23 protein-coding genes are annotated in these 20,327 nt (G+C 66.8%); 11 read left to right on the top strand and 12 right to left on the bottom strand.

All coding sequences use genetic code 11. The annotated features are described in order from the left end of the window. Nucleotides 1-13: 13 nt before the first annotated feature. A complete protein-coding gene (gene cysE / locus NBE95_RS12390; protein ID WP_289895741.1) occupies nt 14-853 on the top strand; it encodes a serine O-acetyltransferase in 840 nt (279 codons plus the stop codon). Nucleotides 854-855: 2 nt separating this feature from the next. Here the strand turns inward: cysE and NBE95_RS12385 are convergent, their stop codons facing one another. Further along, nucleotides 856-1,914, bottom strand: a complete 1,059-nt coding sequence (locus NBE95_RS12385) for a quinone-dependent dihydroorotate dehydrogenase (protein WP_289895740.1) — start codon at nt 1,912-1,914, stop codon at nt 856-858. After that, on the bottom strand, nt 1,911-2,243 hold the full coding sequence (locus NBE95_RS12380; protein ID WP_289895739.1) for a DUF952 domain-containing protein: 333 nt from the start codon (nt 2,241-2,243) through the stop codon (nt 1,911-1,913). Before NBE95_RS12380 ends, NBE95_RS12385 begins: the two co-directional genes overlap by 4 nt. A gap of 125 nt (nt 2,244-2,368) precedes the next feature. Between NBE95_RS12380 and NBE95_RS12375 the strand changes: the two genes are divergently transcribed. Next, nucleotides 2,369-3,970 (top strand): bifunctional metallophosphatase/5'-nucleotidase, encoded by a 1,602-nt coding sequence (locus NBE95_RS12375; protein ID WP_289895738.1) that lies wholly within the window; start codon nt 2,369-2,371, stop codon nt 3,968-3,970. 60 nt (nt 3,971-4,030) lie between these two features. Here NBE95_RS12375 and NBE95_RS12370 read toward each other — a convergent pair whose 3' ends face one another. Beyond that, nucleotides 4,031-5,191, bottom strand: coding sequence for a Hint domain-containing protein (locus NBE95_RS12370; protein WP_289895737.1), 1,161 nt, complete (start codon nt 5,189-5,191; stop codon nt 4,031-4,033). 155 nt (nt 5,192-5,346) lie between these two features. Next, on the bottom strand, nt 5,347-5,703 hold the full coding sequence (locus NBE95_RS12365; protein ID WP_289895736.1) for a metalloregulator ArsR/SmtB family transcription factor: 357 nt from the start codon (nt 5,701-5,703) through the stop codon (nt 5,347-5,349). A 187-nt stretch (nt 5,704-5,890) separates the two neighbouring features. On the opposite strand from NBE95_RS12365, the gene NBE95_RS12360 reads away from it, so the two are divergent. From NBE95_RS12360 to NBE95_RS12340, 5 genes are all read left to right on the top strand, one after another. Next, complete coding sequence (locus NBE95_RS12360; RefSeq protein ID WP_289895735.1) at nt 5,891-6,232, top strand: AtpZ/AtpI family protein; 342 nt, start codon at nt 5,891-5,893, stop codon at nt 6,230-6,232. A 2-nt stretch (nt 6,233-6,234) separates the two neighbouring features. Further along, nucleotides 6,235-6,981: a F0F1 ATP synthase subunit A gene (locus tag NBE95_RS12355; protein ID WP_289895734.1), complete on the top strand. Its 747-nt coding sequence runs from the start codon at nt 6,235-6,237 to the stop codon at nt 6,979-6,981. 55 nt (nt 6,982-7,036) lie between these two features. Beyond that, nucleotides 7,037-7,270, top strand: a complete 234-nt coding sequence (locus tag NBE95_RS12350) for a F0F1 ATP synthase subunit C (RefSeq protein WP_010394077.1) — start codon at nt 7,037-7,039, stop codon at nt 7,268-7,270. Nucleotides 7,271-7,348: 78 nt separating this feature from the next. Then, nucleotides 7,349-8,011 carry a F0F1 ATP synthase subunit B' gene (locus NBE95_RS12345; protein ID WP_289895733.1) on the top strand — a complete coding sequence of 221 codons (663 nt, stop codon included), beginning with the start codon at nt 7,349-7,351 and terminating at the stop codon, nt 8,009-8,011. Then, on the top strand, nt 8,008-8,562 hold the full coding sequence (locus tag NBE95_RS12340; RefSeq protein WP_289895732.1) for a F0F1 ATP synthase subunit B: 555 nt from the start codon (nt 8,008-8,010) through the stop codon (nt 8,560-8,562). The genes NBE95_RS12345 and NBE95_RS12340 overlap by 4 nt, the downstream gene beginning before the upstream one ends. 225 nt (nt 8,563-8,787) lie before the next feature. Here NBE95_RS12340 and NBE95_RS12335 read toward each other — a convergent pair whose 3' ends face one another. Both NBE95_RS12335 and NBE95_RS12330 read right to left on the bottom strand, forming a co-directional pair. Continuing rightward, on the bottom strand, nt 8,788-9,465 hold the full coding sequence (locus NBE95_RS12335) for an OmpA family protein (protein ID WP_289895731.1): 678 nt from the start codon (nt 9,463-9,465) through the stop codon (nt 8,788-8,790). Nucleotides 9,466-9,613: 148 nt separating this feature from the next. Further along, nucleotides 9,614-10,210: a methylated-DNA--[protein]-cysteine S-methyltransferase gene (locus NBE95_RS12330; protein ID WP_289895730.1), complete on the bottom strand. Its 597-nt coding sequence runs from the start codon at nt 10,208-10,210 to the stop codon at nt 9,614-9,616. Between the two features lie 102 nt (nt 10,211-10,312). Here NBE95_RS12330 and nth point away from each other — a divergent pair, with 102 nt between their 5' ends. Then, a complete protein-coding gene (gene nth / locus NBE95_RS12325) occupies nt 10,313-10,981 on the top strand; it encodes an endonuclease III (RefSeq protein WP_289895729.1) in 669 nt (222 codons plus the stop codon). Further along, entirely contained in the window at nt 10,978-11,985 is a 1,008-nt protein-coding gene (locus tag NBE95_RS12320) for an adenosine kinase (protein ID WP_289895728.1), read from the top strand. The genes nth and NBE95_RS12320 overlap by 4 nt, the downstream gene beginning before the upstream one ends. Before the next feature lie 229 nt (nt 11,986-12,214). Here NBE95_RS12320 and NBE95_RS12315 read toward each other — a convergent pair whose 3' ends face one another. The 6 genes from NBE95_RS12315 to NBE95_RS12290 all read right to left on the bottom strand — a co-directional run bounded on the left by NBE95_RS12315 (nt 12,215) and on the right by NBE95_RS12290 (nt 19,239). After that, a complete protein-coding gene (locus NBE95_RS12315; RefSeq protein WP_289895727.1) occupies nt 12,215-14,392 on the bottom strand; it encodes a 3-hydroxyacyl-CoA dehydrogenase NAD-binding domain-containing protein in 2,178 nt (725 codons plus the stop codon). 11 nt (nt 14,393-14,403) lie between these two features. Next, nucleotides 14,404-15,615: an acetyl-CoA C-acetyltransferase gene (locus tag NBE95_RS12310; RefSeq protein WP_289895726.1), complete on the bottom strand. Its 1,212-nt coding sequence runs from the start codon at nt 15,613-15,615 to the stop codon at nt 14,404-14,406. Next, complete coding sequence (locus tag NBE95_RS12305) at nt 15,612-16,253, bottom strand: glutathione S-transferase family protein (protein WP_289895725.1); 642 nt, start codon at nt 16,251-16,253, stop codon at nt 15,612-15,614. Before NBE95_RS12305 ends, NBE95_RS12310 begins: the two co-directional genes overlap by 4 nt. A gap of 278 nt (nt 16,254-16,531) precedes the next feature. Further along, entirely contained in the window at nt 16,532-18,310 is a 1,779-nt protein-coding gene (locus tag NBE95_RS12300; RefSeq protein WP_289895724.1) for an acyl-CoA dehydrogenase C-terminal domain-containing protein, read from the bottom strand. Between the two features lie 22 nt (nt 18,311-18,332). Continuing rightward, nucleotides 18,333-18,722, bottom strand: coding sequence for a MerR family DNA-binding transcriptional regulator (locus NBE95_RS12295; protein WP_289895723.1), 390 nt, complete (start codon nt 18,720-18,722; stop codon nt 18,333-18,335). Between the two features lie 100 nt (nt 18,723-18,822). Beyond that, on the bottom strand, nt 18,823-19,239 hold the full coding sequence (locus tag NBE95_RS12290) for a MerR family DNA-binding transcriptional regulator (RefSeq protein WP_289895722.1): 417 nt from the start codon (nt 19,237-19,239) through the stop codon (nt 18,823-18,825). A 136-nt stretch (nt 19,240-19,375) separates the two neighbouring features. Between NBE95_RS12290 and NBE95_RS12285 the strand changes: the two genes are divergently transcribed. Beyond that, nucleotides 19,376-19,819, top strand: a complete 444-nt coding sequence (locus tag NBE95_RS12285; RefSeq protein WP_289895721.1) for a PaaI family thioesterase — start codon at nt 19,376-19,378, stop codon at nt 19,817-19,819. A 1-nt stretch (nt 19,820) separates the two neighbouring features. Then, the gene (locus tag NBE95_RS12280) at nt 19,821-20,324 is read left to right on the top strand and encodes a PaaI family thioesterase (protein WP_289895720.1); all 504 of its coding nucleotides are present in this window, start codon (nt 19,821-19,823) and stop codon (nt 20,322-20,324) included. Nucleotides 20,325-20,327 lie beyond the last annotated feature (3 nt).

Here is a 20,327-nt window from a genome sequence, read left to right as displayed (position 1 = left end):
CGGGCGCGCCTGAATGAACCTGCAGAAAGACATGATCGAGCCGCTTTCCGACGCTCGTGACGCCCCTCGCGATTCGGTCTGGGGGCGTATCCAGCGCGAGGCGCGGGTTGCCGTGCGCGACGAGCCGCTGCTGGGTGCGCTGATTCATGCCGGGCTGTTGCACCATGCCACATTCGAGGCGGCGCTGGCCTATCGCTTTTCGCTGAAGCTCGCCTCGCGCGAGATGAGCGAGCAGATCCTGCGCGAGATCGCCGACGACGCCTTTGCCCGGGCGCCGGAACTGTCGGCGGCGGCGCAGGCCGACCTGTTGGCGGTCTATGACCGCGACCCGGCGACGCATCGGCTGATGCAGCCGATCCTGTTTTTCAAGGGCTACCAAGCGCTGCAGGCCTATCGCATCGGCCATTGGCTGTGGCAGCAGGGCCGGCGCGACATGGCCTATTTCGTGCAGATGCGTTGCTCGGAAGTGTTCGGGGTGGACATTCACCCGGCAGCGGTGATCGGCACGGGCGTGATGATCGACCATGCCCATTCCATCGTCATCGGCGAGACGGCGGTGGTGGGCAACGATGTGTCGATGCTGCATTCGGTGACGCTGGGCGGCACCGGCAAGGAGGATGGCGACCGCCATCCCAAGATCGGCAACGGCGTGATGATCGGCGCTGGCGCCAAGGTGCTGGGCAATATCCGCGTCGGGCATCACTCGCGCATCGCTGCGGGCTCGGTGGTGCTGGCCGAGGTGCCGCCCTGCAAGACCGTCGCCGGGGTGCCGGCGCGGATCGTGGGCGATGCTGGTTGCTCGGAGCCATCGAACACCATGAACCAGCTTCTGGGTCACGAGGACCTGTTCTAGAGCTAGAGCCAGTCCGCGTTGCCGCTGCCGGTCAGCTCGGCCAGTGCGAGGTTTTCGCGTGCGAGCCGTTCGTCGAGTTCGCGCGCGATCTGCGCGGCAAGCGAGAAGCCCTGATAGACCAGCGCGGAATAGATCTGAACGGCCGCGGCGCCGGCGCGCAGCTTTTGCCAGGCCTGCTCGGCCGAGGCGATGCCGCCGACGCCGATCAGCGGCACCCGGCCCCGCGTCTCGCGGTAGAGCCGGGCGAGGATGCGGGTGGCGGGATCGAAAAGCGGCGCTCCGGAAAGGCCGCCGGCTTCACCGGCATGGGCCGAGACGAGGCCGTCGCGCGAAAGCGTGGTGTTGGTCGCGATGATTGCATCGACCGGCGCGGCAAGGGCCACGGCAGCGATGTCTACGAGTGCGGTCTCGTCGAGGTCGGGCGCGATCTTGATGAACACGGGCGGGCGGTTCGGCAGCGCGTCGCGCGCGGCCAGCACGCCTTGCAGCAGCGCGGCCAGCGCCTGTGGCCCTTGCAGGTCGCGCAGCTTTTCGGTGTTCGGGGACGAGACGTTGACGGTCAGGAAATCGGCATGGGCGCCGGCAAGGCGCACGACCTCTGCGAAATCGGCGCTGCGGTCGGCGCTGTCCTTGTTCGCGCCGATGTTCAGCCCGACCGGGATTCCGGCGGGACGCCGGGCGAGACGTTCGGCGATGGCCTGCGCACCGTCGTTGTTGAAGCCGAAGCGGTTGATGATGGCGCGGTCCTGGGTCAGGCGGAACAGGCGCGGCTTGGGATTGCCGGGCTGGGAGCGCGGGGTGGCGGCGCCGACCTCGACGAAGCCGAAGCCGGCGCGCATCAGCGCCGGCAGGGCGCGGGCGTTCTTGTCGTAGCCGGCGGCGAGGCCGACCGGGTTCGGCAGGTCGAGACCGGCAAGGCGGGTGCGCAGGCGGTCCGAGGTGACGGGCTTGCCGGGCAGCGGCACCAGCCCGCGTTGCAAGGCGAGGATCGAGAGATCATGCGCGCGCTCCGGGTCGAGGCGATGCAGCGCGGCGAGGCCAAGCCGCTCGATGGGGTTCATGCCAGGTCTCCGGTCTCGTGGCCGTCGGGGCCGAGGGGCAGGGTGCGGCTCCAGAGCACATCGCCGGCCCGCAGCCTGCGGTAGAGATGCGGGAACAGGTCGCCGCCGCGGGAGGGTTCCCAGCGCAGGGCATCAAGCCCCTCGGTTTCGATGGCCAAGAGGTGCAGGTCGGGCTCGCCCGCGAAATGCTTGGCGAGCGTTTCGGGAAGCTGCGCGGCGGTGGACAGGTGGATATAGCCGTCGGCCAGGTCGACCGGCGCGCCGGCCGACCCTCCGTCGCGCAGGAATGCCTGATATTCGGGATCGCGGAAAATCTTGTAGGCCAGCATGGCCGGTTCATGCGTCGCGGTCCGGCCGCCGTCAAGCGCGAACCTTTGGCCGAGCACGATTGACGCAGGCGGGTGCATCGCCCAATCTTCCCCCGGTTCAGATATCCGTGACGAGAGGGATTGAGATGAAACGCTGGCTCCTGGTTACAGCGGCGGCGGTGGTGCTGTCTTCGGGCGCGGCGCAGGCGGATTACACGCTGCATGTGCTGCATATCAACGATTTTCACAGCAGGATCGAACCGATCAACAAGTATGACAGCACCTGCGATGCCGAGTCTCAGACAAAGAACGAGTGCTTCGGCGGCATCGCGCGCCTGGCCAGCAAGATTCGCGAGCTGCGCGAGCAGCTGAAGGCCGAGGGGCAGAACGTCGTCGTTCTGGACGCTGGCGACCAGTATCAGGGCAGCCTGTTCTATACGACCTACAAGGGCAAGGACACGGTCGAATTCATGAACGCCATCGGCTTCGACGCCATGGCGGCCGGCAACCATGAGTTCGACGACGGGCCTGGCGGCTTGCAGATCCTGGCCGAGGGGGCGAAGTTTCCGGTCGTCTCGGGGAACCTGGATCTCTCGCAATCGCCAGAGTTGAAGGGCAAGGTCGGCGACGCGCTGACCCTGGAGGTCGGCGGCGAAAAGATCGGCATCGTCTCGGCCCTGGCGATGGACACCCCCGAGACCGCCGCGCCCGGTGACAAGGTCATCTTCCAGGACGACATGGACAGCCTGAAAGCCGACGTGTCCGCGTTGACCGACGAGGGCGTGAACAAGATCGTCGCGCTGACCCATTCCGGCTACAAGCGCGACCAGGAATTCGCGGCCGAGGTCGCCGGGATCGATGCGGTCGTCGGCGGGCACAGCCACACGCTGCTGGGCGACATGGAGGGTGCCGAAGGGGCCTATCCGACCATGGTGAAGGGCGCGGACGGGGTCGAGGTTCCGGTGGCGACCGCCTATGCCTATGGCAAATATCTGGGCCATCTGGTCCTGACCTGGGACGACAATGGCAAGCTGGTCAAGGCCGAGGGCGCGCCAATCCTGCTGGATGCCTCGGTCGCGCCGGACGAGAAGCTGGCGGCGCGGGTCAAGGAGATGGCCGCGCCGATCGAGCAGCTCAAGCAGAAGCGGGTGGCCGAGATCAAGGCGCCGATCGACGGCAGCCGCAACAATTGCCGCGCCCGGGAATGCGAGATGGGCAACGTGGTGGCCGACGCCATGCTGGCGCGGGTCAAGGACCAGGGCGTCACCATCGCCATTCAGAACGGCGGCGGGCTGCGTGCCTCGATCCAGGCCGGAACGGTGACGATGGGCGATGTGCTGTCGGTGCTGCCGTTCCAGAACACGCTGTCGACCTTCCAGCTTAAGGGCGAGGATGTCCTCGTGGCGCTGGAGAATGGCGCGAGCCAGCTCGAGGAGGGAGCCGGGCGTTTTGCCCAGGTCGCGGGGCTGAAATACACCCTGGACCCGGCAGCGCCGCCCGGCAGCCGGATCGGCGATGTGCAGGTGCGCGACGGCACGAACTGGGTGGCCATCGATCCCAACGCGACCTATGGCGTCGTGTCGCAGAACTACATGCGTTCGGGCGGCGATGGTTACAAGGTCTTCGCCGAGAAGGCGATGAACGCCTATGATTTCGGGCCGGACCTGGCGGATGTGCTGGCGGAGTACCTTGCCAAACAGGGGCCGGGATTCGTGCCCAAGCTGGACGGCCGCATCACCGTCGAGTGAGATCGTCGGAAGCGGGCGGGGCCGGGCATTGCCCGGCCTTTTTTGCATATCAGGCCGGCGTCATGTCGGCAGGAAAGCGCGGGCGTTCTTCAGATGCCGCTGCACCAGCCTGCGCGCCTCGTGTCCGCGGGTCAGGAGGCGGGCGGCGGCGGGGCTTTCCCCGGCAAGATCGGGGAACAGCGTGAAGATCTCGCGGCGGGCGGCGGCGGAAAGCCCCGCCAGCGCCTGCGGTCCGGTCAGCAGCGATTCCGTCCAGATGCCCTCGGACAGCAGCAGTTCATGCCGGTCGAAGAGCAGGTGCAGGTAGCGGATCCCGCCGGCCGGCGCCAAAGCCCGGATGCCGGGCAGCGCGGTCAGGTGCTTGGCGGCAAGCAAGACCTCCTGGGCGCCAAACATGCGTTGCGCGATGAGCGAGCGGATCAGCACCCGATACTGGGGCGAAACAAGGAGATCGCGTGCCGGCAGGTCCGGCCCCAGCGCCCCTCGGCCGATCCGGATCGGCCGGAGGTTGGGCTGCAGGTCCAGTTGCCCGGCCGTCAGTTGCGCGCCGCCGATCCAGCGCAGCGGCCGATATCCGTGATCGCGGGTCAGGATGGCATCGCCCGGCAGAAGCGACTCGACCGGCCTGGCGCCTCGGGCGGTGGCGATCAGTGTGCCAGGTGTGAAGCAGGGTGGCGCCTTTGCCGTCTGGTCATAGGCGATCGAGGTCTGGCCGAAGCCGATCTTATAGCTGCCGACGAAGCTGTAGGTTGCGTCCTGACGGAATTGCGGCCAGTAGTCGCGGCCCTCCGCATCCTGCCGGATCTTCGGCACGATCAGGACGCTGTGCCGGCCGCCTGCTTCGATGGGATAGCCGCTGAGCGCGTAATCCACATGGGTCGGGAACGAGATGTAGAACTCGTTGCCATCAGCATCGCGCAGGATGGCGGCGTCCTGAAAGGATATGCGTTGGCCCGGGTCGAGATCATCCGGCGCGTGCGATGGGCCGAAACGGACGCTTTCCAGCAGGGACTGGCCGGTGTCGCTGCCGGGATCATCGTAGAAATTGCCGAAACCGCCGCGCGAGAGATAACCGAAGCGGGCGTCGTCATCCTCGATGCGGATCTCCCCCATCTGCGCCGCGTCGAACCGGATGGAGCTGCGGTTCAGGAAGGGCAGGTATTTGTCCGAGCCGACAGCGGAGGGATCGTTGTAAACCTGGGTGTCGAACGTTGCCGTCATGATCCGGTATTCCATGGATCCACCTGCACAATCATTGATTGTGTGTCAGATAGGATCACAATCGCACGCCTATCAACAAAACATTAATTTGCCTGTCTCATTTCGCGTTTTCTGTGTCGATGGCGCAACTTATGAGCGATTTGCAGGTTAAGATGTCAATCTTCGGGGGGGGCGCTGCCGATCTGGGGCAGGGCGGTGCGAAGGAAGTGTTCGAAATCGTCGAGGTCCACCGGCTCGAACTGTCCGAAGCCCTGCATCCAGACAGAGGCGCTGCGCAGCCCGTCGGGCTCGAGCTTGCACCAGATGATGCGGCCGCGACGCTCCTGCCGGATCAGCCCGGCGGCGGCGAGCACCGCGAGATGCTTCGAGATCGCCGCCAGGCTTACCTGGAAGGGTGCCGCCACATCCGTCACCGCCATGTCGTCCTCGAGCAGCATGCCGAGGATCGTTCGCCGCGTCGGATCGGCAAGGGCGGAGAAAATGGCGTCGAGACTGGGTGGCTGCGCGGTCATCGGCTTTCGCTTAACTTCGCGGTTGAATATGCGGCGGATGCCCTGTCGACCGCAAGGCCGGGTTTTCGCAACGCCGGGCGTTTCCGCGACTATCGAAAAAACAACGGGTTACACGGTAGACCCCCTTGCTTGACTCGGCTGGCGCAAGCCCCTATCACCGCGCCAACCGATAACGGGGGTGTGAGCCGTGGCCGAGGACGACCATGACGCCGCGCGGGCCCGGGACGCGAAGCGGTTGCGCGCGCTGGAGGCCCGGTTGGGCGAGAAGGCAGCCGACACGCCGGCCTCGCGCGCGGAAGAGCATTTCAGCCAGGCCAACATGGCCTGGCGCATGGTGACCGAGCTGGTGGCAGGATTGGCCCTCGGCTTCGGGATCGGGTTCGGGCTGGACTATCTGACCGGCCTGCGACCGGTCTTCATGGTGGTTTTCGTGTTGCTGGGCCTGATGGCCGGTATCAAGACCATGATGCGGACCGCGAACGAGATAGGCAAGGCACCGGGGCGCCCCGGCGACGACAAGGGTGAATGACGATGGCAGAAGAAGAAGCAGGTGGTCTGGTTTTCCATCCGATGGATCAGTTCGTCATTAAGCCGCTGTTTGGCGAAGGGCCGGTGAACTGGTACACGCCGACCAACGCGACGCTTTGGATGGCGCTGGCGGCGCTGGCAATCACCGCGCTTCTGGTCTTCGGCACCCGCGGTCGGGCCATCGTCCCCAACCGTGTCCAGTCCATCGCCGAGTTGCTTTACGGCATGGTCCGCAAGATGGTCGAGGACGTGACCGGCAAGGACGGGCTGAAATACTTCCCCTATGTGATGACGCTGTTCTGCTTCATCCTGTTCGCCAACTTCCTGGGCCTGCTGCCGAAAAGCTTCTCGCCGACCTCGCATATCGCGGTCACTGCGGTGCTGGCGGTGCTGGTCTTCGTCGGCGTCACCGTGCTGGGCTTCGTCAAGAACGGCGCACATTTCCTGGGGCTGTTCTGGGTCAGCTCGGCGCCGCTGGCGCTGCGCCCGGTGCTGGCGGTGATCGAACTGATCTCGTATTTCGTGCGGCCGGTCAGCCACTCGATCCGACTTGCCGGCAACATCATGGCTGGCCACGCGGTGATCAAGGTCTTTGCCGCCTTTGCCGCTGTTGCCGCGATCGCGCCGGTCTCGATCGTCGCCATCACCGCCATGTACGGGCTCGAGGTGCTGGTGTGCCTCATCCAGGCCTATGTCTTCACCATCCTGACCTGCGTCTATCTGAAGGACGCGCTGCATCCGGCGCACTGAGCCCGGCTGCAAGGTTAAAATCGAAACTCTTTCCAAAGCCTCAAGGAGCATGAATATGGAAAATCTGGGTCAACTGGGACAGTATCTCGGCGCCGGTCTGGCTTGCGTCGGCATGGCCGGTGCGGCCATGGGGGTGGGCAACGTTGCCGGCAACTACCTGGCGGGCGCGCTGCGCAACCCGTCGGCTGCCGCCTCGCAGACCGCCACGCTGTTCATCGGCATGGCCTTCGCGGAAGCCCTGGGCATCTTCTCGTTCCTGGTCGCGCTGCTGCTGCTGTTCGCAGTCTGATCCTTTGCCATCCTTGCGGTTGGGTGGGGGCCGTCCGGGCGCCCACCCGATTGTGAAACGACCGGCATGGGGTAGGATATGTTCAGCCTGTTGCAACAGACCGCGCCCGTCGTGGTCGAAGAATCTGAAACGGTGGTGATCACCGAATCCGTCGAAGCGGCGGGACATGGCGCCGATGCGGCCCATGCCGTGGCCGGTGCAGCGGATGCAGCCCATGGCGCGGCTGGCCATGCCGCCAGCGCCCCTGGCATGCCGCAACTGGATTTCACGACCTTCGGCAACCAGATCTTCTGGCTGCTGGTCATTCTGGCCGTGATCTACTGGGTGTTGTCGCGGATCGCGCTGCCGCGCATCAGCGGCGTTCTCTCGGACCGCCAGGGCGCCATTACCGGCGATCTGATGGCTGCCGAGGAATTCAAGCAGAAGGCCAAGGAGGCCGAGGCCGCCTATGACAAGGCGCTGGCCGACGCCCGCGCCGAGGCCCAGAAGATCGTCGCCGCCAACAAGGCAGAGATGCAGAAGGAACTCGACGCGGCCATCGCCCATGCGGATGCGGAAATCGGTGCCCGCTCGGCCGAGTCCGAGAAGCGCATCGGCGAGATCCGCGCCTCGGCCGTCGAGGATGCGCGCACCGTCGCCCGCGACGTGACTGCGGCGCTGGTAGAGAATTTCGGCGGCGCGGCCGACCAGAACCTGGTCAGCGAAGCGGTCGATCAGCGGCTGAAGGGGGTGCTGCAATGAAGCGTCTGAGCGTTCTCTTCGCCCTGATGGCGAGCCCGGCCCTGGCGGCTTCGGGTCCGTTCTTCTCGCTGCGCAATACCGATTTCATCGTCACGCTGGCCTTCCTGCTGTTCGTCGGCATCCTGGTGTATTTCCGGGTGCCGCAGATCGTCGGCGGCCTGCTGGACAAGCGCGCCGAGGGCATCCGCAACGATCTGGCCGAGGCCCGGCGCCTGCGCGAGGAAGCGCAGGAGATCTATGCGAGCTACGAGCGGCGCCAGCGCGAGGTCAAGACCCAGGCCGACGAGATCGTCGCCAATGCCAAGCGCGAGGCAGTGCTGGAGGCCGAGAAGGCCAAGAAGGCGCTGCAACTGTCGATCGAACGCCGGCTGAAAGCCGCCGAGGAGCAGATCGCCAGCGCCGAGGGCGATGCGGTCCGCGCCGTGCGCGACCGGGCGATCCAGACCGCGATCTCGGCCGCAACCGAGATCCTGGGCAAGCAGGCCACCGCCGAACAGCGCGCAGCCGGCATCGACAAGGCCATCGACGACGTGGCGCGCCGCCTGAACTGAAAACGGGCCGACAAGGCGCGACAAGGGACAGCGATACGAGGAACCCCCTTGGCAAAAGCCTCGGGGGTTTCTTGCATGTCCGGGCCCCGCGTCGTCGCCCTTCACCGCTTTCTGAATGCTAAGGGCACCGCTGCCGGGACCGCCGCTCGTTGGTTCCGGCGCCGGGGCATGAAAAAGGCCGGCGGCAGCGCCGCCAGCCCCCTGCCTGTTTCCGGCCCGCCGCGGTCAGCGGGTCGGGATGATCAGGATTTCCACCCGGCGGTTCTGCGCCCGACCCGCCGCGCTGTCGTTCGAGGCGGCCGGCTGGCTCGAGCCGCGGCCGGTGGTGGTGACGCGGTTCGAGGACACGCCGCCGGCGGTCAGGATGCCCGCGACCGAACGCGCCCGGCGCTCGGACAGGTCCTGGTTATAGGCGGCCGAGCCGGTGCTGTCGGTATGGCCGACCACCTGGATGGTGCTGTTCGGATATTGGTTGAGGTTGCGGGCGATGATGTAGAGGTCGTTCTGGCCCTGCGCGCCCACAGCCGCCGACTCGGTGGCGAACAGCGTCGATTCCGGCATGGTCACCGACAGGTAGCTGCCATGGTTCACCACGCGGATGTTGGGGTTGTTCAGCGACTGCTGCAGCGCCTTCTGCTGCTGGTCGAGGATGGCGCCGCCGACGCCGCCAACGGCCGCACCGACGATGGCGCCTTTGATCGCGTCCTTGCCCTGATCGTTCTTGTCCTTGTCGCGGGTCGCGCCCAGGATGCCGCCGACCACGGCGCCGGCGATGGCGCCCTGCTGGGCGCGGTTCATCTGGGTTCCGCCCGTCGTCGGGTTGCCATAGGGATCGGTGGGGGCGCAGGCGGTCAGGGCGATGGCGCCGGCCGAGGCGATGAGCAGCGGAATACGGGTTTTCATTTTTTCACCTTTCTTTTCAGGGCGATCCACCGTCGCCTGTCCTTACGACTTGGCCGGAGAGTCCGGCTGCTGGTGCCCAAACAACGGGAACTTGGCATGAGTTCCACGGCAAGGCCAGAGAAAGGCGCGCAAAATTGCTGACGGCCTCTCACAATGCGGCGATGCTGCGGGGTGCGATGCTTGCGCCCTCGCGCGTCAGCAGGGCGCGCTTGACCGCCTCGCCCCAGTGATAGCCGCCGATGGCGCCGCCGGTGCGGGTGACGCGATGGCAGGGCACCGCCCAGGAGACCGGGTTCTGCCCGACCGCGGTGCCGACGGCGCGCAAGGCTTTGGGCCGGCCGATACGCTCGGCCAGCATGGCATAGCTGATGACCTGTCCGGCCGGCACCTGGGTCAGCGCCCGCCAGACCTGCAGCTGAAACTCGGTGCCGCCGAGCCGGACGGCGATCTCGCCCCGACCGCTCAGCAGCGTCTGGATTGCCGGAGCCAGGGCCTCGGGCGCCTCGACCACCTTGGCGCGGGGAAAGCGTGCGGTCAGATCGGCCTCGACCTGATCCTCGGGGGTGGGACCGGCGAAGCCCAGGGCCCAGAGCGTGCCGCCCGCGCCATAGGCGATCGCCGTGCCAAAAGGGGTCGGGAAGCGCCCGCGACAGAGCACGGCGCCCAGATCCTCGGCCGGTTGCGTCGTGATGGCGACGCGCAGCCCCGGTTCGGCCGGGGCAAGGAGAAAGAGCGTCCGTGTCATCTTGGCCTCGCTGCTGTTGCTGGCGGCAGAGTAGCGCGGCGGCGGGCCGAATCCACGCAGGAATGCTTGCGTATGGCGGCGGGGCGGGGCATCTGGGGGGCCATGGCACGCAGCGCTTCCCCTCGTCTTCCGCCGGCCCTGCCCTATGCGGCGCAGGTCGAGATCTTTTCGCGGTTCCGCGCGGCGAATCCGCATCCGGTGACCGAACTGGAATATACCAATGCCTTCACCCTGCTGGTGGCGGTGGCGCTGTCCGCGCAGGCCACCGATATCGGCGTGAACAAGGCGACGAAGCGGCTTTTCCAGCGCGTCAGCACGCCGCAAGAGATGCTGGAACTGGGCGTCGAGGCCCTGACCGACGAGATCAAGACCATCGGGCTTTACCGCCAGAAGGCCAAGAACGTCATCGCCCTTTCCCGCCGGCTGGTCGAGGAATATGGCGGCGAGGTGCCGCAATCGCGCGCCGCGCTGATGACCCTGCCTGGCGTCGGACGCAAGACGGCGAATGTCGTGCTCAACAGCGTCTTTCATTTCCCGGCCCAGGCGGTCGACACGCATATCTTCCGGGTCGGCAATCGCACCCGCATCGCGCCGGGCCGTGACGTCGAGGCGGTCGAGCGCGCCGTCGAGGACAACGTCCCCGTCCCCTTCCAGCAGAGCGCGCATCACTGGCTGATCCTGCACGGCCGCTACATCTGCCAGGCCAAGCGCCCGCGCTGCAAGATCTGCCCCATCGAAGATCTCTGCCCCTACGAGGAGAAGACCGAATGACCACCCCCTATGTGATCGGCATCGGCAATGCCGTCATGGACGTGATCGCGCCGACCTCGGATGCCACCTTGGCGCGGCTGGAGGTGGAAAAGGGTATCATGCAGCTGATCGACCGCGAGCGGTCCGAGTTCCTGATGGCGGCGCAATCGGCCGATCCGCAGGCCGGCAAGGCGCGGCTGGTGCCGGGCGGTTCGGTAGCCAACACCCTGGCGGGGCTGGGAATGCTCGGGCTGCGCACCGCCTTCATCGGCAAGGTGGCCGGCGATCCGCTGGGGCTCAGCTATGCCGAGCAGACCGAGGCGCAGGGCACGGTCTTCGTCAATCCGCCGGTGGCGGGAGAGGTGGCGCCCACCTCGCGCTCGATCATCTTCGTGACGCCGGACGGCGAGCGGTCGATGAACACCTATCTGGGGATTTCGGCAGGGTTGGGGCCGGAAGACGTGAACCCGGCGACCTTCAGCGGCGCCGGCTGGCTGTTCCTGGAAGGCTATCTCTTCGACAAGGATGCCGGCAAGGCGGCTTTCCTGAAGGCGGCGGGGGCCTGCCACCAGGCGGGCGGGCAGGCGGGGATCGCACTGTCGGACCCGTTCTGTGTCGACCGGCACCGCGCCGATTTCCGCCGGTTGGTGGCCGGGCCGATGGATTACGTCATCGGCAATGTCCACGAATGGCAGTCGCTCTATCAGGTCGAGGATCTGGAGGAGGCGCTGCGGCAGGCCGCGGCCGACTGCGGCACGGTGATCTGCACCCGCTCGGGCGAGGATGCGATCCTGATCCGCGGTGCCGAGCGGGTGACGGCGCCGGTGCATCGGGTCGTCCCGGTCGATGCGACGGGCGCGGGCGACCAGTTCGCGGCCGGGTTGATCTATGGCCTGGCGATCGGCGCCGATCTGGCGGCGGCGGGACGCATGGGTTGCGTCGCGGCGGCCGAGGTCATCAGCCATGTCGGCGCCCGGCCCGAAAGCGACCTGCGTGCGGCGTTCCGGGCCGAGGGGCTGACCTGATCGCGCCCTGGGGCGCGGTCGCCGCAAGACTTGGAGAACCGAGAAGCGCCGGAGGGGAACCCTTCGGCGCTTGGTCTTTCCGGGTATTTGGGAAACGGTGAAATGCCCGGGCCCTGCCCTTCCTGTCGGGGTTCCGGAAGCACCACGGTGGCGGGTTTCACCGTTTTCCAGATACCCATGCGACCGGGAGGACAGGGCCGACCATCGCGGCCCTGTCCCCAGGCTTGCGTCAGGCGGCCTTGCGGGCGGTCTTGCCGTAGAAGCTTTCGCCCTTCGCGGCCATGTCCTTGAGCAGTTGCGGCGTGGCGAAGCGGGGGCCGAACTTCGCCGCGAGCTTCTCGGCGATCTCGGCGGCGCGGGGGGCGCCCAGCATGTCGAGCCAGCCGAAGGGACCGCCCGACCAAGGCGCGAAGCCCCAGCCGAGAATGGCGCCGACATCGCCTTCGCGGATGTCTTCCAGCACGCCTTCCTCGAGCGCGCGGACCGCTTCCAGCGATTGTGCGAACATCAGCCGGTGCTGGATCTCGGTCAGCTCGGGCTGGGTGTCGGCTTCGGGCCATTCGGTCGCGAGGCCCGACCAGAAACCCTGGCGCTTGCCGGCCTCGTCATAGTCATAGAAGCCGGCCTTGGCCTTGCGGCCGAGCCGGCCCTGGTCGGCGAGCTTGAAGATCACCGCGTCCACCGCGCCGTCCGGGTAGGCATCGCCCATGGCCGCCCTCGTGGCCTTGGCAATCTTGACGCCGAGGTCGATCGAGGTCTCGTCCACCAGCTGCAGCGGCCCCAGCGGCATGCCCATCAGCTTGGCGGCGTTCTCGATCAATGTGGGGCTGACGCCCTCGGCCACCATGCGGATGCCCTCGTTGAGATAGGGGATGATGCAGCGGTTGGCGTAGAAGAAGCGTGCGTCGTTGACCACGATGGCGGTCTTGCGGATCTGGCGCACGAAATCCAGCGCCTTGGCCACCGCGCGCGGGCCGGTCTCGCGGCCCTTGATGATCTCGACCAGCAGCATCTTGTCCACCGGGCTGAAGAAATGGATGCCGATGAACTGCTCGGGTCGGATGCTGGCCTTGGCCAATGCGGTGATCGGCAGCGTCGAGGTGTTGGTGGCGAAGATCGCGTCGGCGGGGATCACTGCCTCGGCGCGTTTGGTTACCTCGGCCTTGACGGTGGTGTCCTCGAACACCGCCTCGACGACCAGATCGCAGCCCTGCAGCGCGGCGTAGTCGGTGGTCGGCGTGATCCGGGCCAGCACCTCGGCCTTCTTCTCCTCGGTGGATTTCTTGCGGCTGATCGCCTTGTCCAGCAGACCGGTGGAATAGGACTTGCCGCGCTCGGCCGCCTCTGGCGTCGAGTCGATCAGCACCACCTCGATCCCGGCCATGGCCGAGACATAGGCGATGCCGGCACCCATCATGCCGGCGCCGAGGATGCCGACTTTCTTCACGCTCTGGTCGGGGGCCTCGGGACGGTTCGCGCCCTTCTCCAGCGCTTCCTTGTTGATGAACAGGCTGCGGATCATCGCGGTGGCGCTGGGGTTCATCAACACATTGGTGAACCAGCGCGCCTCGATCTTCAGCGCCGTGTCAAAGGGCACCATGGCGCCTTCATAGACGGCGCTCAGCAGCGCCTTCGCCGCCGGATAGACGCCCAGCGTCTTGCCATGCACCATGGCGCTGGCGCCGACGAAGGTCATGAAGCCCGCCGGATGGTAGGGTTCGCCGCCCGGCATCTTGTAGCCCTTGGCATCCCAGGGCTTCACCAGATCGGCATCCGAGGCCTTCAGCACCCAGTCGCGGGCGGCGGCCAGCGGATCGGCCGCCACCTCGTCGATCAGCCCGGCGGATCTGGCCTTGGCCGGGTCGCTGAGCTTGCCCTCCAGCAGGAAGGGGGCGGCGCCCATGGCGCCCAGCTTGCGCACCAGGCGGGTGGTGCCGCCGGCACCGGGAAAGATGCCGACCATGATCTCGGGCAGGCCGATCTTGGCCTTCGGGTTTTCGGCGGCAAAGATGCGATGCGTGGCCAGAGGCAGTTCCAGCCCGATCCCCAGCGCGGTGCCGGGCAGGGCGGCCGCGATCGGCTTGCCGCCCTTTTTCGTCTTGGGGTCCATCCCCGCCAGCTCGATCTTGCGCAGCAGGCGGTGCAGCGTCATCACGCCGTCGAAGACCGCCTGCGCCCCGCCCTGCTTCATGCCGGCGATGACGTTCAGGTCCATGCCGGCAGCGAAATCCGCCTTGCCGCTGGTGATGACGATGCCCTTCACGGCTTCGTCGGCCAGGGCATCGTCGATCAGCGCGCCAAGCGCGGCAGCGCCGTCCAGCGACAGCACGTTCATCGATTTGCCGGGCACGTCCCAGATGATGGTCGCGACGCCCTCGGCGTCCTTTTGCATGGTGAAATCGGTCATGTTCCCCTCCCTCAGACGCGCTCGATGATGGTGGCCGCGCCCATGCCGGACGCGATGCAGAGCGTGGCGAGGCCCACGGTCTTGTCCTGCCGCTCAAGCTCGTCCAGCAGCGTGCCGATGATGATGGCGCCGGTCGCACCCAGCGGGTGACCCAGCGCGATGGCGCCGCCGTTGACGTTGACCATGCCGGGATCGACCTGGAAGGCCTGCATGAAGCGCAGGACGACCGAGGCGAAGGCCTCGTTCACCTCGAAGAGGTCGATGTCCGAAATCGCCATGCCGGAGTCGCGCAGGATCTTTTCCGTCACCGGCACCGGGCCGGTCAGCATGATGGTCGGATCGGTGCCGATCTTGGCAGTGGCGCGGATGCGGGCGCGGGGCTTGAGCCCATGCGCCTTGCCGAATTCCGCGTTGCCGATCAGCACCGCGGCGGCGCCGTCGACGATGCCCGAGCTGTTGCCGGCATGGTGGATATGCTCGATGCGGTCCAGATGCGGATATTTCAGCATCGCCACCTTGTCGAAGCCGGGCATGCTCTCGCCCATTTCCTTGAAGCTGGCCTTCAGCTTCGCGAGATCCTCCAGCGTGGTGCCGGGCCGCAGGTATTCGTCGCGGTCGAGGATGGTCAGGCCGTTCTGGTCCCGGACCGGCACGATGGACTTGGCGAAGCGGTTCTCTTGCCAGGCGCGGGCGGCGCGGCGCTGGCTCTCGACGGCCAGGGCATCGGCCTCCTCGCGGGAAAAGCCGTATTCGGTGGCGATGATGTCGGCGCTGATGCCCTGCGGCACGAAATAGGTCTTGAAGGTCAGGCTGGGATCCACGGCGATGGCGGCGCCGTCGCTGCCCATCGGCACGCGGCCCATCATCTCGACCCCGCCGGCGATATAGGCCTGACCGGCGCCGCCCTTGACCTGGTTCGCGGCCAGGTTCACCGCCTCCATGCCCGAGGCGCAGAAACGGTTGATGGCAAGGCCGGGGATCGACTCGTCCAGGTCGGATTCCAGCACCGCCGAGCGGGCCAGGCAGCCGCCCTGTTCCTTGACCTGGGTGACATTGCCCCAGATCACGTCCTCGACCGCGTGGCCTTCCAGGCCATTGCGTTCCTTGACGGCATTCAGAAGCCGCGCCGACAGCGCGACCGAGGTGACTTCGTGCAGGCCGCCATCCGGGCGACCCTTGCCGCGTGGGGTGCGGGCGGCGTCGTAGATATAGGCTTCGGTCATGCGTCCTCCTTCGCGGCCCGGTCCGCGGGATTGCCGGGCATCAGGTCATAGGGGTGTTTCCAGCCGGGCAGCGCCGCGATGCGCGCCAGCCAGGCGTCGATATGCGGCCATTCGGCGCGGTCGAAGCCGAAGGGCTCGGGGTAATAGAGATAGCTGCAGCAGCACAGGTCGGCGATGCTCGGCCCATCGCCCGCCAGCCAGTCGCGGCCGGCCAGATGCCCCTCCAGCGTCTTCAACGCTGCCCTGCAGCGACCTTGCAGCCAGGCGATGACCTCGGCCGGGCGTTTGTCAGGCGGCAGGAAGTTCATCAGGAAGCGCAGCGCGCCGAATTGCGCCGAGCCCTTGTGGTTGTCCCAGAACAGCCAGCGCAGGATCTCGTTCCGGTCGCCCTGCAGGAAGCGCCCGGTCCGTTCGGCCAGGTGCAGCAGGATCACGCCGGACTGGGTCAGCGTCAGCCCGTGCTCGACGAAGACCGGCGCCTCGCCCATCTCGTTCAGCGCGCGATAATCGGCGCCGCGGGTGGCGCCGCCGAAGAAGTCCACGAAGACCGGCTGCCAGGGATAGCCGGTCAGCTGCATCATCAGCGCCACCTTGTAGGAATGGCCGGATTCTCCGAAACAATGAAGCTGGGCGGTCATCTGGGCTTCCTTTTCTGTACTGGCAGCGCCGGTTGAGCTCTTCGCGTGGGTATTTGTGAAACAAAGAAGACTTTAGGGTTTGCTTAACGCTTCCATCCTAATGTCGGTCTCGCGGTACAGGCTGGGGAGCCGATGACCGCAAACAGAGAAGGCGCTCCGGGTTCCCCGCTTCTTTCCTGCCCTTCGGGGGGGAGCCGGGTTCTCGGAGCCCAGCTTTGGCTTTCTCTGTTTTTCAAATACCCATGCGGCCTTGCCTCCTGGCGCTATCGCCGCTGATTTCAGAACCGCGCTGCATCCAGGGCCATCACCGGCTCGGCGCCCGAGCGGATGCGGGCAAGATGCATCGCGGTCGCCGGCAGCTGCCTGGCCATGTAATAGCGCCCCGTCGCCAGCTTGGTCTCGTGGAACGCGGCGTCCTGCGTGCCTTCCCCCAGCGCCTTGCGCGATGCGGCGGCCATGCGCAGCCACATCAGCCCCAGCGCCACATGGCCGAACAGATGCATGAAGTCGTAGGAGCCGGCCAGCGCCGCGTTCGGGTTCTTCATGCCTTGCTCCATGAAGAACATCGCCGCCGATTGCAGGTCCTTCGAGGCCGCTTTCAGCGGCTCGCAGAACTGGGCCTGCAGCACCTCGTCGGCTTCCTGCGCCTTGATCTCGGATTTCACCATCTCGAAGAAGGCCATGATCGGCCTGCCGCCTTCGGCCGCCAGCTTGCGGCCGACCAGGTCCAGCGCCTGCACGCCGTTCGCGCCCTCGTAGATCATGGTGATCCGGGCGTCGCGGACGAATTGCGACATGCCCTGTTCCTCGATATAGCCATGGCCGCCGAAGACCTGCTGGGCCTGCACCGCCGTCTCGAACCCCTTGTCGGTCAGGAAGCCCTTGATCACCGGCGTCAGCAACGAGACGAGCGCGTCCGCCTCCTTGTCATCGGCCAGCACGGCGCGGTCGATCAGATGCGCGCCCCAGAAGGCCAGCGCGCGCGCGGCTTCCAGGAAGCTTTTCTGGTCCATCAGGTTGCGGCGGATGTCCGGGTGGACGATCAGCGGATCGGCCGGTCCCGCGGGGTTCTCGTCCCCCGTCACCGCGCGGCCCTGCAGCCGGTCGCGGGCATAGGCGACGGCGTTCTGATAGGCGCCCTCGGCCACCGAATAGCCCTGCAGGCCGACGCCGATCCGGGCCTCGTTCATCATGGTGAACATGGCGCGCATGCCCTTGTGCAGCTCGCCCAGCAGCCAGCCCCTGGCGCCGTCATAGTTCATCACGCAGGTGGCATTGCCGTGAATGCCCATCTTTTCCTCGAGACTGCCGACCGAGAGCTTGTTGCGCTCGCCCAGGCTGCCATCCTCGTTCACCAGGAACTTCGGCACGATGAAGAGCGAGATGCCGCGTGTGCCCTCGCCGCCGCCGGGGGCCTTGGCCAGCACCAGGTGGATGACGTTTTCTGCCATGTCGTGGTCGCCGGCCGAGATGAAGATCTTCTGCCCGGTGATCAGATAGCTGCCGTCCTGCTGCGGCTCGGCCCTGGTGCGCAGAAGCCCCAGATCGGTGCCGGCATGGGGCTCGGTCAGGTTCATCGTGCCGGTCCATTCGCAGGACACCATTTTCGGCAGATAGGTGGCCTTCTGCGCGTCGCTGCCATGGGTGTGGATCGCCGAATAGGCGCCATGGGTCAGGCCCTGATACATGGTGAAGGCCATGTTCGAGGCCGAGAACATCTCGCCCGCCGCCAGGCCGATCACATAGGGCATGCCCTGACCGCCATAGGCCGGGTCGCAGTCGAGCGCGGCCCAGCCGCCCTCGCGCATCTGCTCGAAAGCCGCGCGGAAGCCGTCGGGCGTGCGCACCATGCCGTTTTCCAGCCGGCAGCCCTGCCGGTCGCCGACCGGGTTCAGTGGCGCCAGCACTTCCGAGGCCAGCTTGCCGGCGGCATCCAGCACGGCCTGAGTGAAGTCGCGGTCGAGATCGCCATAGCCGGGAAGCGCCTGCTTCGAGATCTCGAGCACGTCATGCAGCACGAACTGCATGTCGCGGACGGGGGCGGCATAGGTGGTCATCGGTCCTCCCAGGGTTGGCGCGTCAGGCGCCGGATTTCAGGTTCTGCAGCCAGAGCTCGCCCTCGGCGATCTGCTCGCGCAGCTCGGTGATGGCTCCGCCCAGCTCGTGGTGTTGCCGCTCCATGTCGGCAAGCCGCTCGCGGGCGGTGGCCAGGGTGGCCTCGGTCTGGGTGAGGTTGCGCTCGGCCGGGTCGTAAAGCTCGAGCAGCTGGCGGATCTGCTCCAGCGAGAAGCCGAAGCGCTTGCCGCGCAGGATCAGTTTCAGCCGCGCCCGGTCGGCGCGGTCGTAAAGCCGGTGCTGGCCCCGACGCTCGGGGAAGATCAGCTCGCGGGACTCGTAAAAGCGCAGGGTGCGGGGCGTCACCTCGAAGGCGTCGCACATCTGGCGGATGGTCATCAAAGCGTCGCTCATCGCCGATCCCTCCCTCAGTGGAACGCCTCGAAGGGGAATATAGGCGCAGTTGACGTGCGCGTAAGGTGCGACGTGGCGTCAGAGCCGCGGGGCGGTCCCGTCAGCGCCCGGCCGCCGCCGCGCCGTCCTCTCCGGAGGTTTCCATGTCCTTCAGCAGCGTCTGGGTCTCGTTGCGCAGCGCCAGCAGGTCGGCCATCGCCGCCTCCAGCTCGTCGCGCTGCTGGGCCAGCACCTCGAGCTGGCGGTCGGCCAGTTCGATCCAGACGCGATATTGTTCGCGCGTGCCCTTCTCGCCATAGATCAGCAGCCATTGCCGGATGTCCTCGAGCGAGAAGCCGAAGCGGCGACCGCGCAGGATCAGCTTCATCCGGGCGATTTCGCGCGGGCCGTAGAAGCGCGAGCGGCCTTCCTTCTTCGGGCTCAGAAGCTCGATATACTCGTAATAGCGCAAGGTGCGCGGCGTCACGTCGAAACGCGCGCACATTTCCTTGAAGCCAATGTATTCGTTATCGGACATCGGAAGAACTCATGCTCGGGCCGGCCTCGGCGCAGCCTAGCGCGCCGCCCGCGCAAACTCAACCATTGGTGGGAGCGGGCTTGCCAGTGTGCCCCGCGATGCTACCATTCCCCATCCAGCAGAGGCAGCCAGACGCATGACCGACCCATTCTCCGAGGAGCAGATCGAGCAGCGCCAGCGCATCGCGCGGCAGTTCATCGAGGTGATCCCGCATGCCCGCGCGCTTGGCATGAGCTTCGGCGAGCTGTCCGAGCAGGGGGCCGAGATCTGGCTGCCCTGGCGCGAGGATCTGGTCGGCGATCCGCGCAGCGGCGTGATCCATGGCGGCGTCATCTCGGCGCTGATGGACACCTGCTGCGGGGCGGCGGTGATGGTGCATCCGACGGGCGCGCGCTCGACCGCGACCATCGACCTGCGCATCGACTACATGCGCGCCGCGACGCCCGGCCAGACCATCCGCGCCAAGGCGAGCTGCTATCACATCACCCGCTCGGTCGCCTTCGTGCGGGCGGTGGCGACGGATGACGACGACAGCCGCCCCGTGGCCTCGGCCACCGGGGCCTTCACCATCGAGCGCTGACATGGCCGACCGCAACGAACCCCTGGCCGCGATCAAGTCGCGCCGCGACAACGCCCTGAACGCGCTGGTCTCGGGCGTGCCCTATATCCGCTGGCTGGGCATCCAGTTCGACCGCCGCGGCGACGAGCTGACCGCCGTGCTGCCCTTTGACCAGAAGTTGATCGGCAACCCGATGCTGCCGGCGATCCATGGCGGCGTCACCGCCGCCTTCCTGGAGGTGACCGCCATCGTCGAGCTGACCTGGACCGCGATCTGGGAGGACATGGAGCAGGGCCGCATCGCCCCCGACGCCGCGGTGCCCGACAGCCTGCCGCGCCTGCCCAAGACCATCGACTTCACCGTGGACTACCTGCGGTCCGGCCTGCCGCGCGACGCCTATGCGCGGGCCAAGGTGGTGCGCTCGGGCCGGCGTTATGCCAGCGTGCAGGTCGAGGCCTGGCAGGACCACCGCCAGAAGCTCTTCGCCCAGGCGACCGGGCATTTCCTGATGCCGCAGAACGGCTGAACC

Source organism: Paracoccus sp. TOH (genome assembly GCF_030388245.1).
Taxonomy (GTDB): Bacteria; Pseudomonadota; Alphaproteobacteria; order Rhodobacterales; family Rhodobacteraceae; genus Paracoccus; species Paracoccus simplex.
This window is presented reverse-complemented; position numbering and strand designations above follow the sequence as displayed.

Coding starts and splice junctions, on each gene's coding strand:
- cysE (WP_289895741.1), top strand. CDS start 14: ATGAACCTGCAGAAAGACATGATCGAGCCGCTTTCCGACGCTCGTGAC.
- NBE95_RS12385 (WP_289895740.1), bottom strand. CDS start 1,914: ATGAACCCCATCGAGCGGCTTGGCCTCGCCGCGCTGCATCGCCTCGAC.
- NBE95_RS12380 (WP_289895739.1), bottom strand. CDS start 2,243: ATGCTGGCCTACAAGATTTTCCGCGATCCCGAATATCAGGCATTCCTG.
- NBE95_RS12375 (WP_289895738.1), top strand. CDS start 2,369: ATGAAACGCTGGCTCCTGGTTACAGCGGCGGCGGTGGTGCTGTCTTCG.
- NBE95_RS12370 (WP_289895737.1), bottom strand. CDS start 5,191: ATGACGGCAACGTTCGACACCCAGGTTTACAACGATCCCTCCGCTGTC.
- NBE95_RS12365 (WP_289895736.1), bottom strand. CDS start 5,703: ATGACCGCGCAGCCACCCAGTCTCGACGCCATTTTCTCCGCCCTTGCC.
- NBE95_RS12355 (WP_289895734.1), top strand. CDS start 6,235: ATGGCAGAAGAAGAAGCAGGTGGTCTGGTTTTCCATCCGATGGATCAG.
- NBE95_RS12350 (WP_010394077.1), top strand. CDS start 7,037: ATGGAAAATCTGGGTCAACTGGGACAGTATCTCGGCGCCGGTCTGGCT.
- NBE95_RS12345 (WP_289895733.1), top strand. CDS start 7,349: ATGTTCAGCCTGTTGCAACAGACCGCGCCCGTCGTGGTCGAAGAATCT.
- NBE95_RS12340 (WP_289895732.1), top strand. CDS start 8,008: ATGAAGCGTCTGAGCGTTCTCTTCGCCCTGATGGCGAGCCCGGCCCTG.
- NBE95_RS12335 (WP_289895731.1), bottom strand. CDS start 9,465: ATGAAAACCCGTATTCCGCTGCTCATCGCCTCGGCCGGCGCCATCGCC.
- NBE95_RS12330 (WP_289895730.1), bottom strand. CDS start 10,210: ATGACACGGACGCTCTTTCTCCTTGCCCCGGCCGAACCGGGGCTGCGC.
- nth (WP_289895729.1), top strand. CDS start 10,313: ATGGCACGCAGCGCTTCCCCTCGTCTTCCGCCGGCCCTGCCCTATGCG.
- NBE95_RS12320 (WP_289895728.1), top strand. CDS start 10,978: ATGACCACCCCCTATGTGATCGGCATCGGCAATGCCGTCATGGACGTG.
- NBE95_RS12315 (WP_289895727.1), bottom strand. CDS start 14,392: ATGACCGATTTCACCATGCAAAAGGACGCCGAGGGCGTCGCGACCATC.
- NBE95_RS12310 (WP_289895726.1), bottom strand. CDS start 15,615: ATGACCGAAGCCTATATCTACGACGCCGCCCGCACCCCACGCGGCAAG.
- NBE95_RS12305 (WP_289895725.1), bottom strand. CDS start 16,253: ATGACCGCCCAGCTTCATTGTTTCGGAGAATCCGGCCATTCCTACAAG.
- NBE95_RS12300 (WP_289895724.1), bottom strand. CDS start 18,310: ATGACCACCTATGCCGCCCCCGTCCGCGACATGCAGTTCGTGCTGCAT.
- NBE95_RS12295 (WP_289895723.1), bottom strand. CDS start 18,722: ATGAGCGACGCTTTGATGACCATCCGCCAGATGTGCGACGCCTTCGAG.
- NBE95_RS12290 (WP_289895722.1), bottom strand. CDS start 19,239: ATGTCCGATAACGAATACATTGGCTTCAAGGAAATGTGCGCGCGTTTC.
- NBE95_RS12285 (WP_289895721.1), top strand. CDS start 19,376: ATGACCGACCCATTCTCCGAGGAGCAGATCGAGCAGCGCCAGCGCATC.
- NBE95_RS12280 (WP_289895720.1), top strand. CDS start 19,821: ATGGCCGACCGCAACGAACCCCTGGCCGCGATCAAGTCGCGCCGCGAC.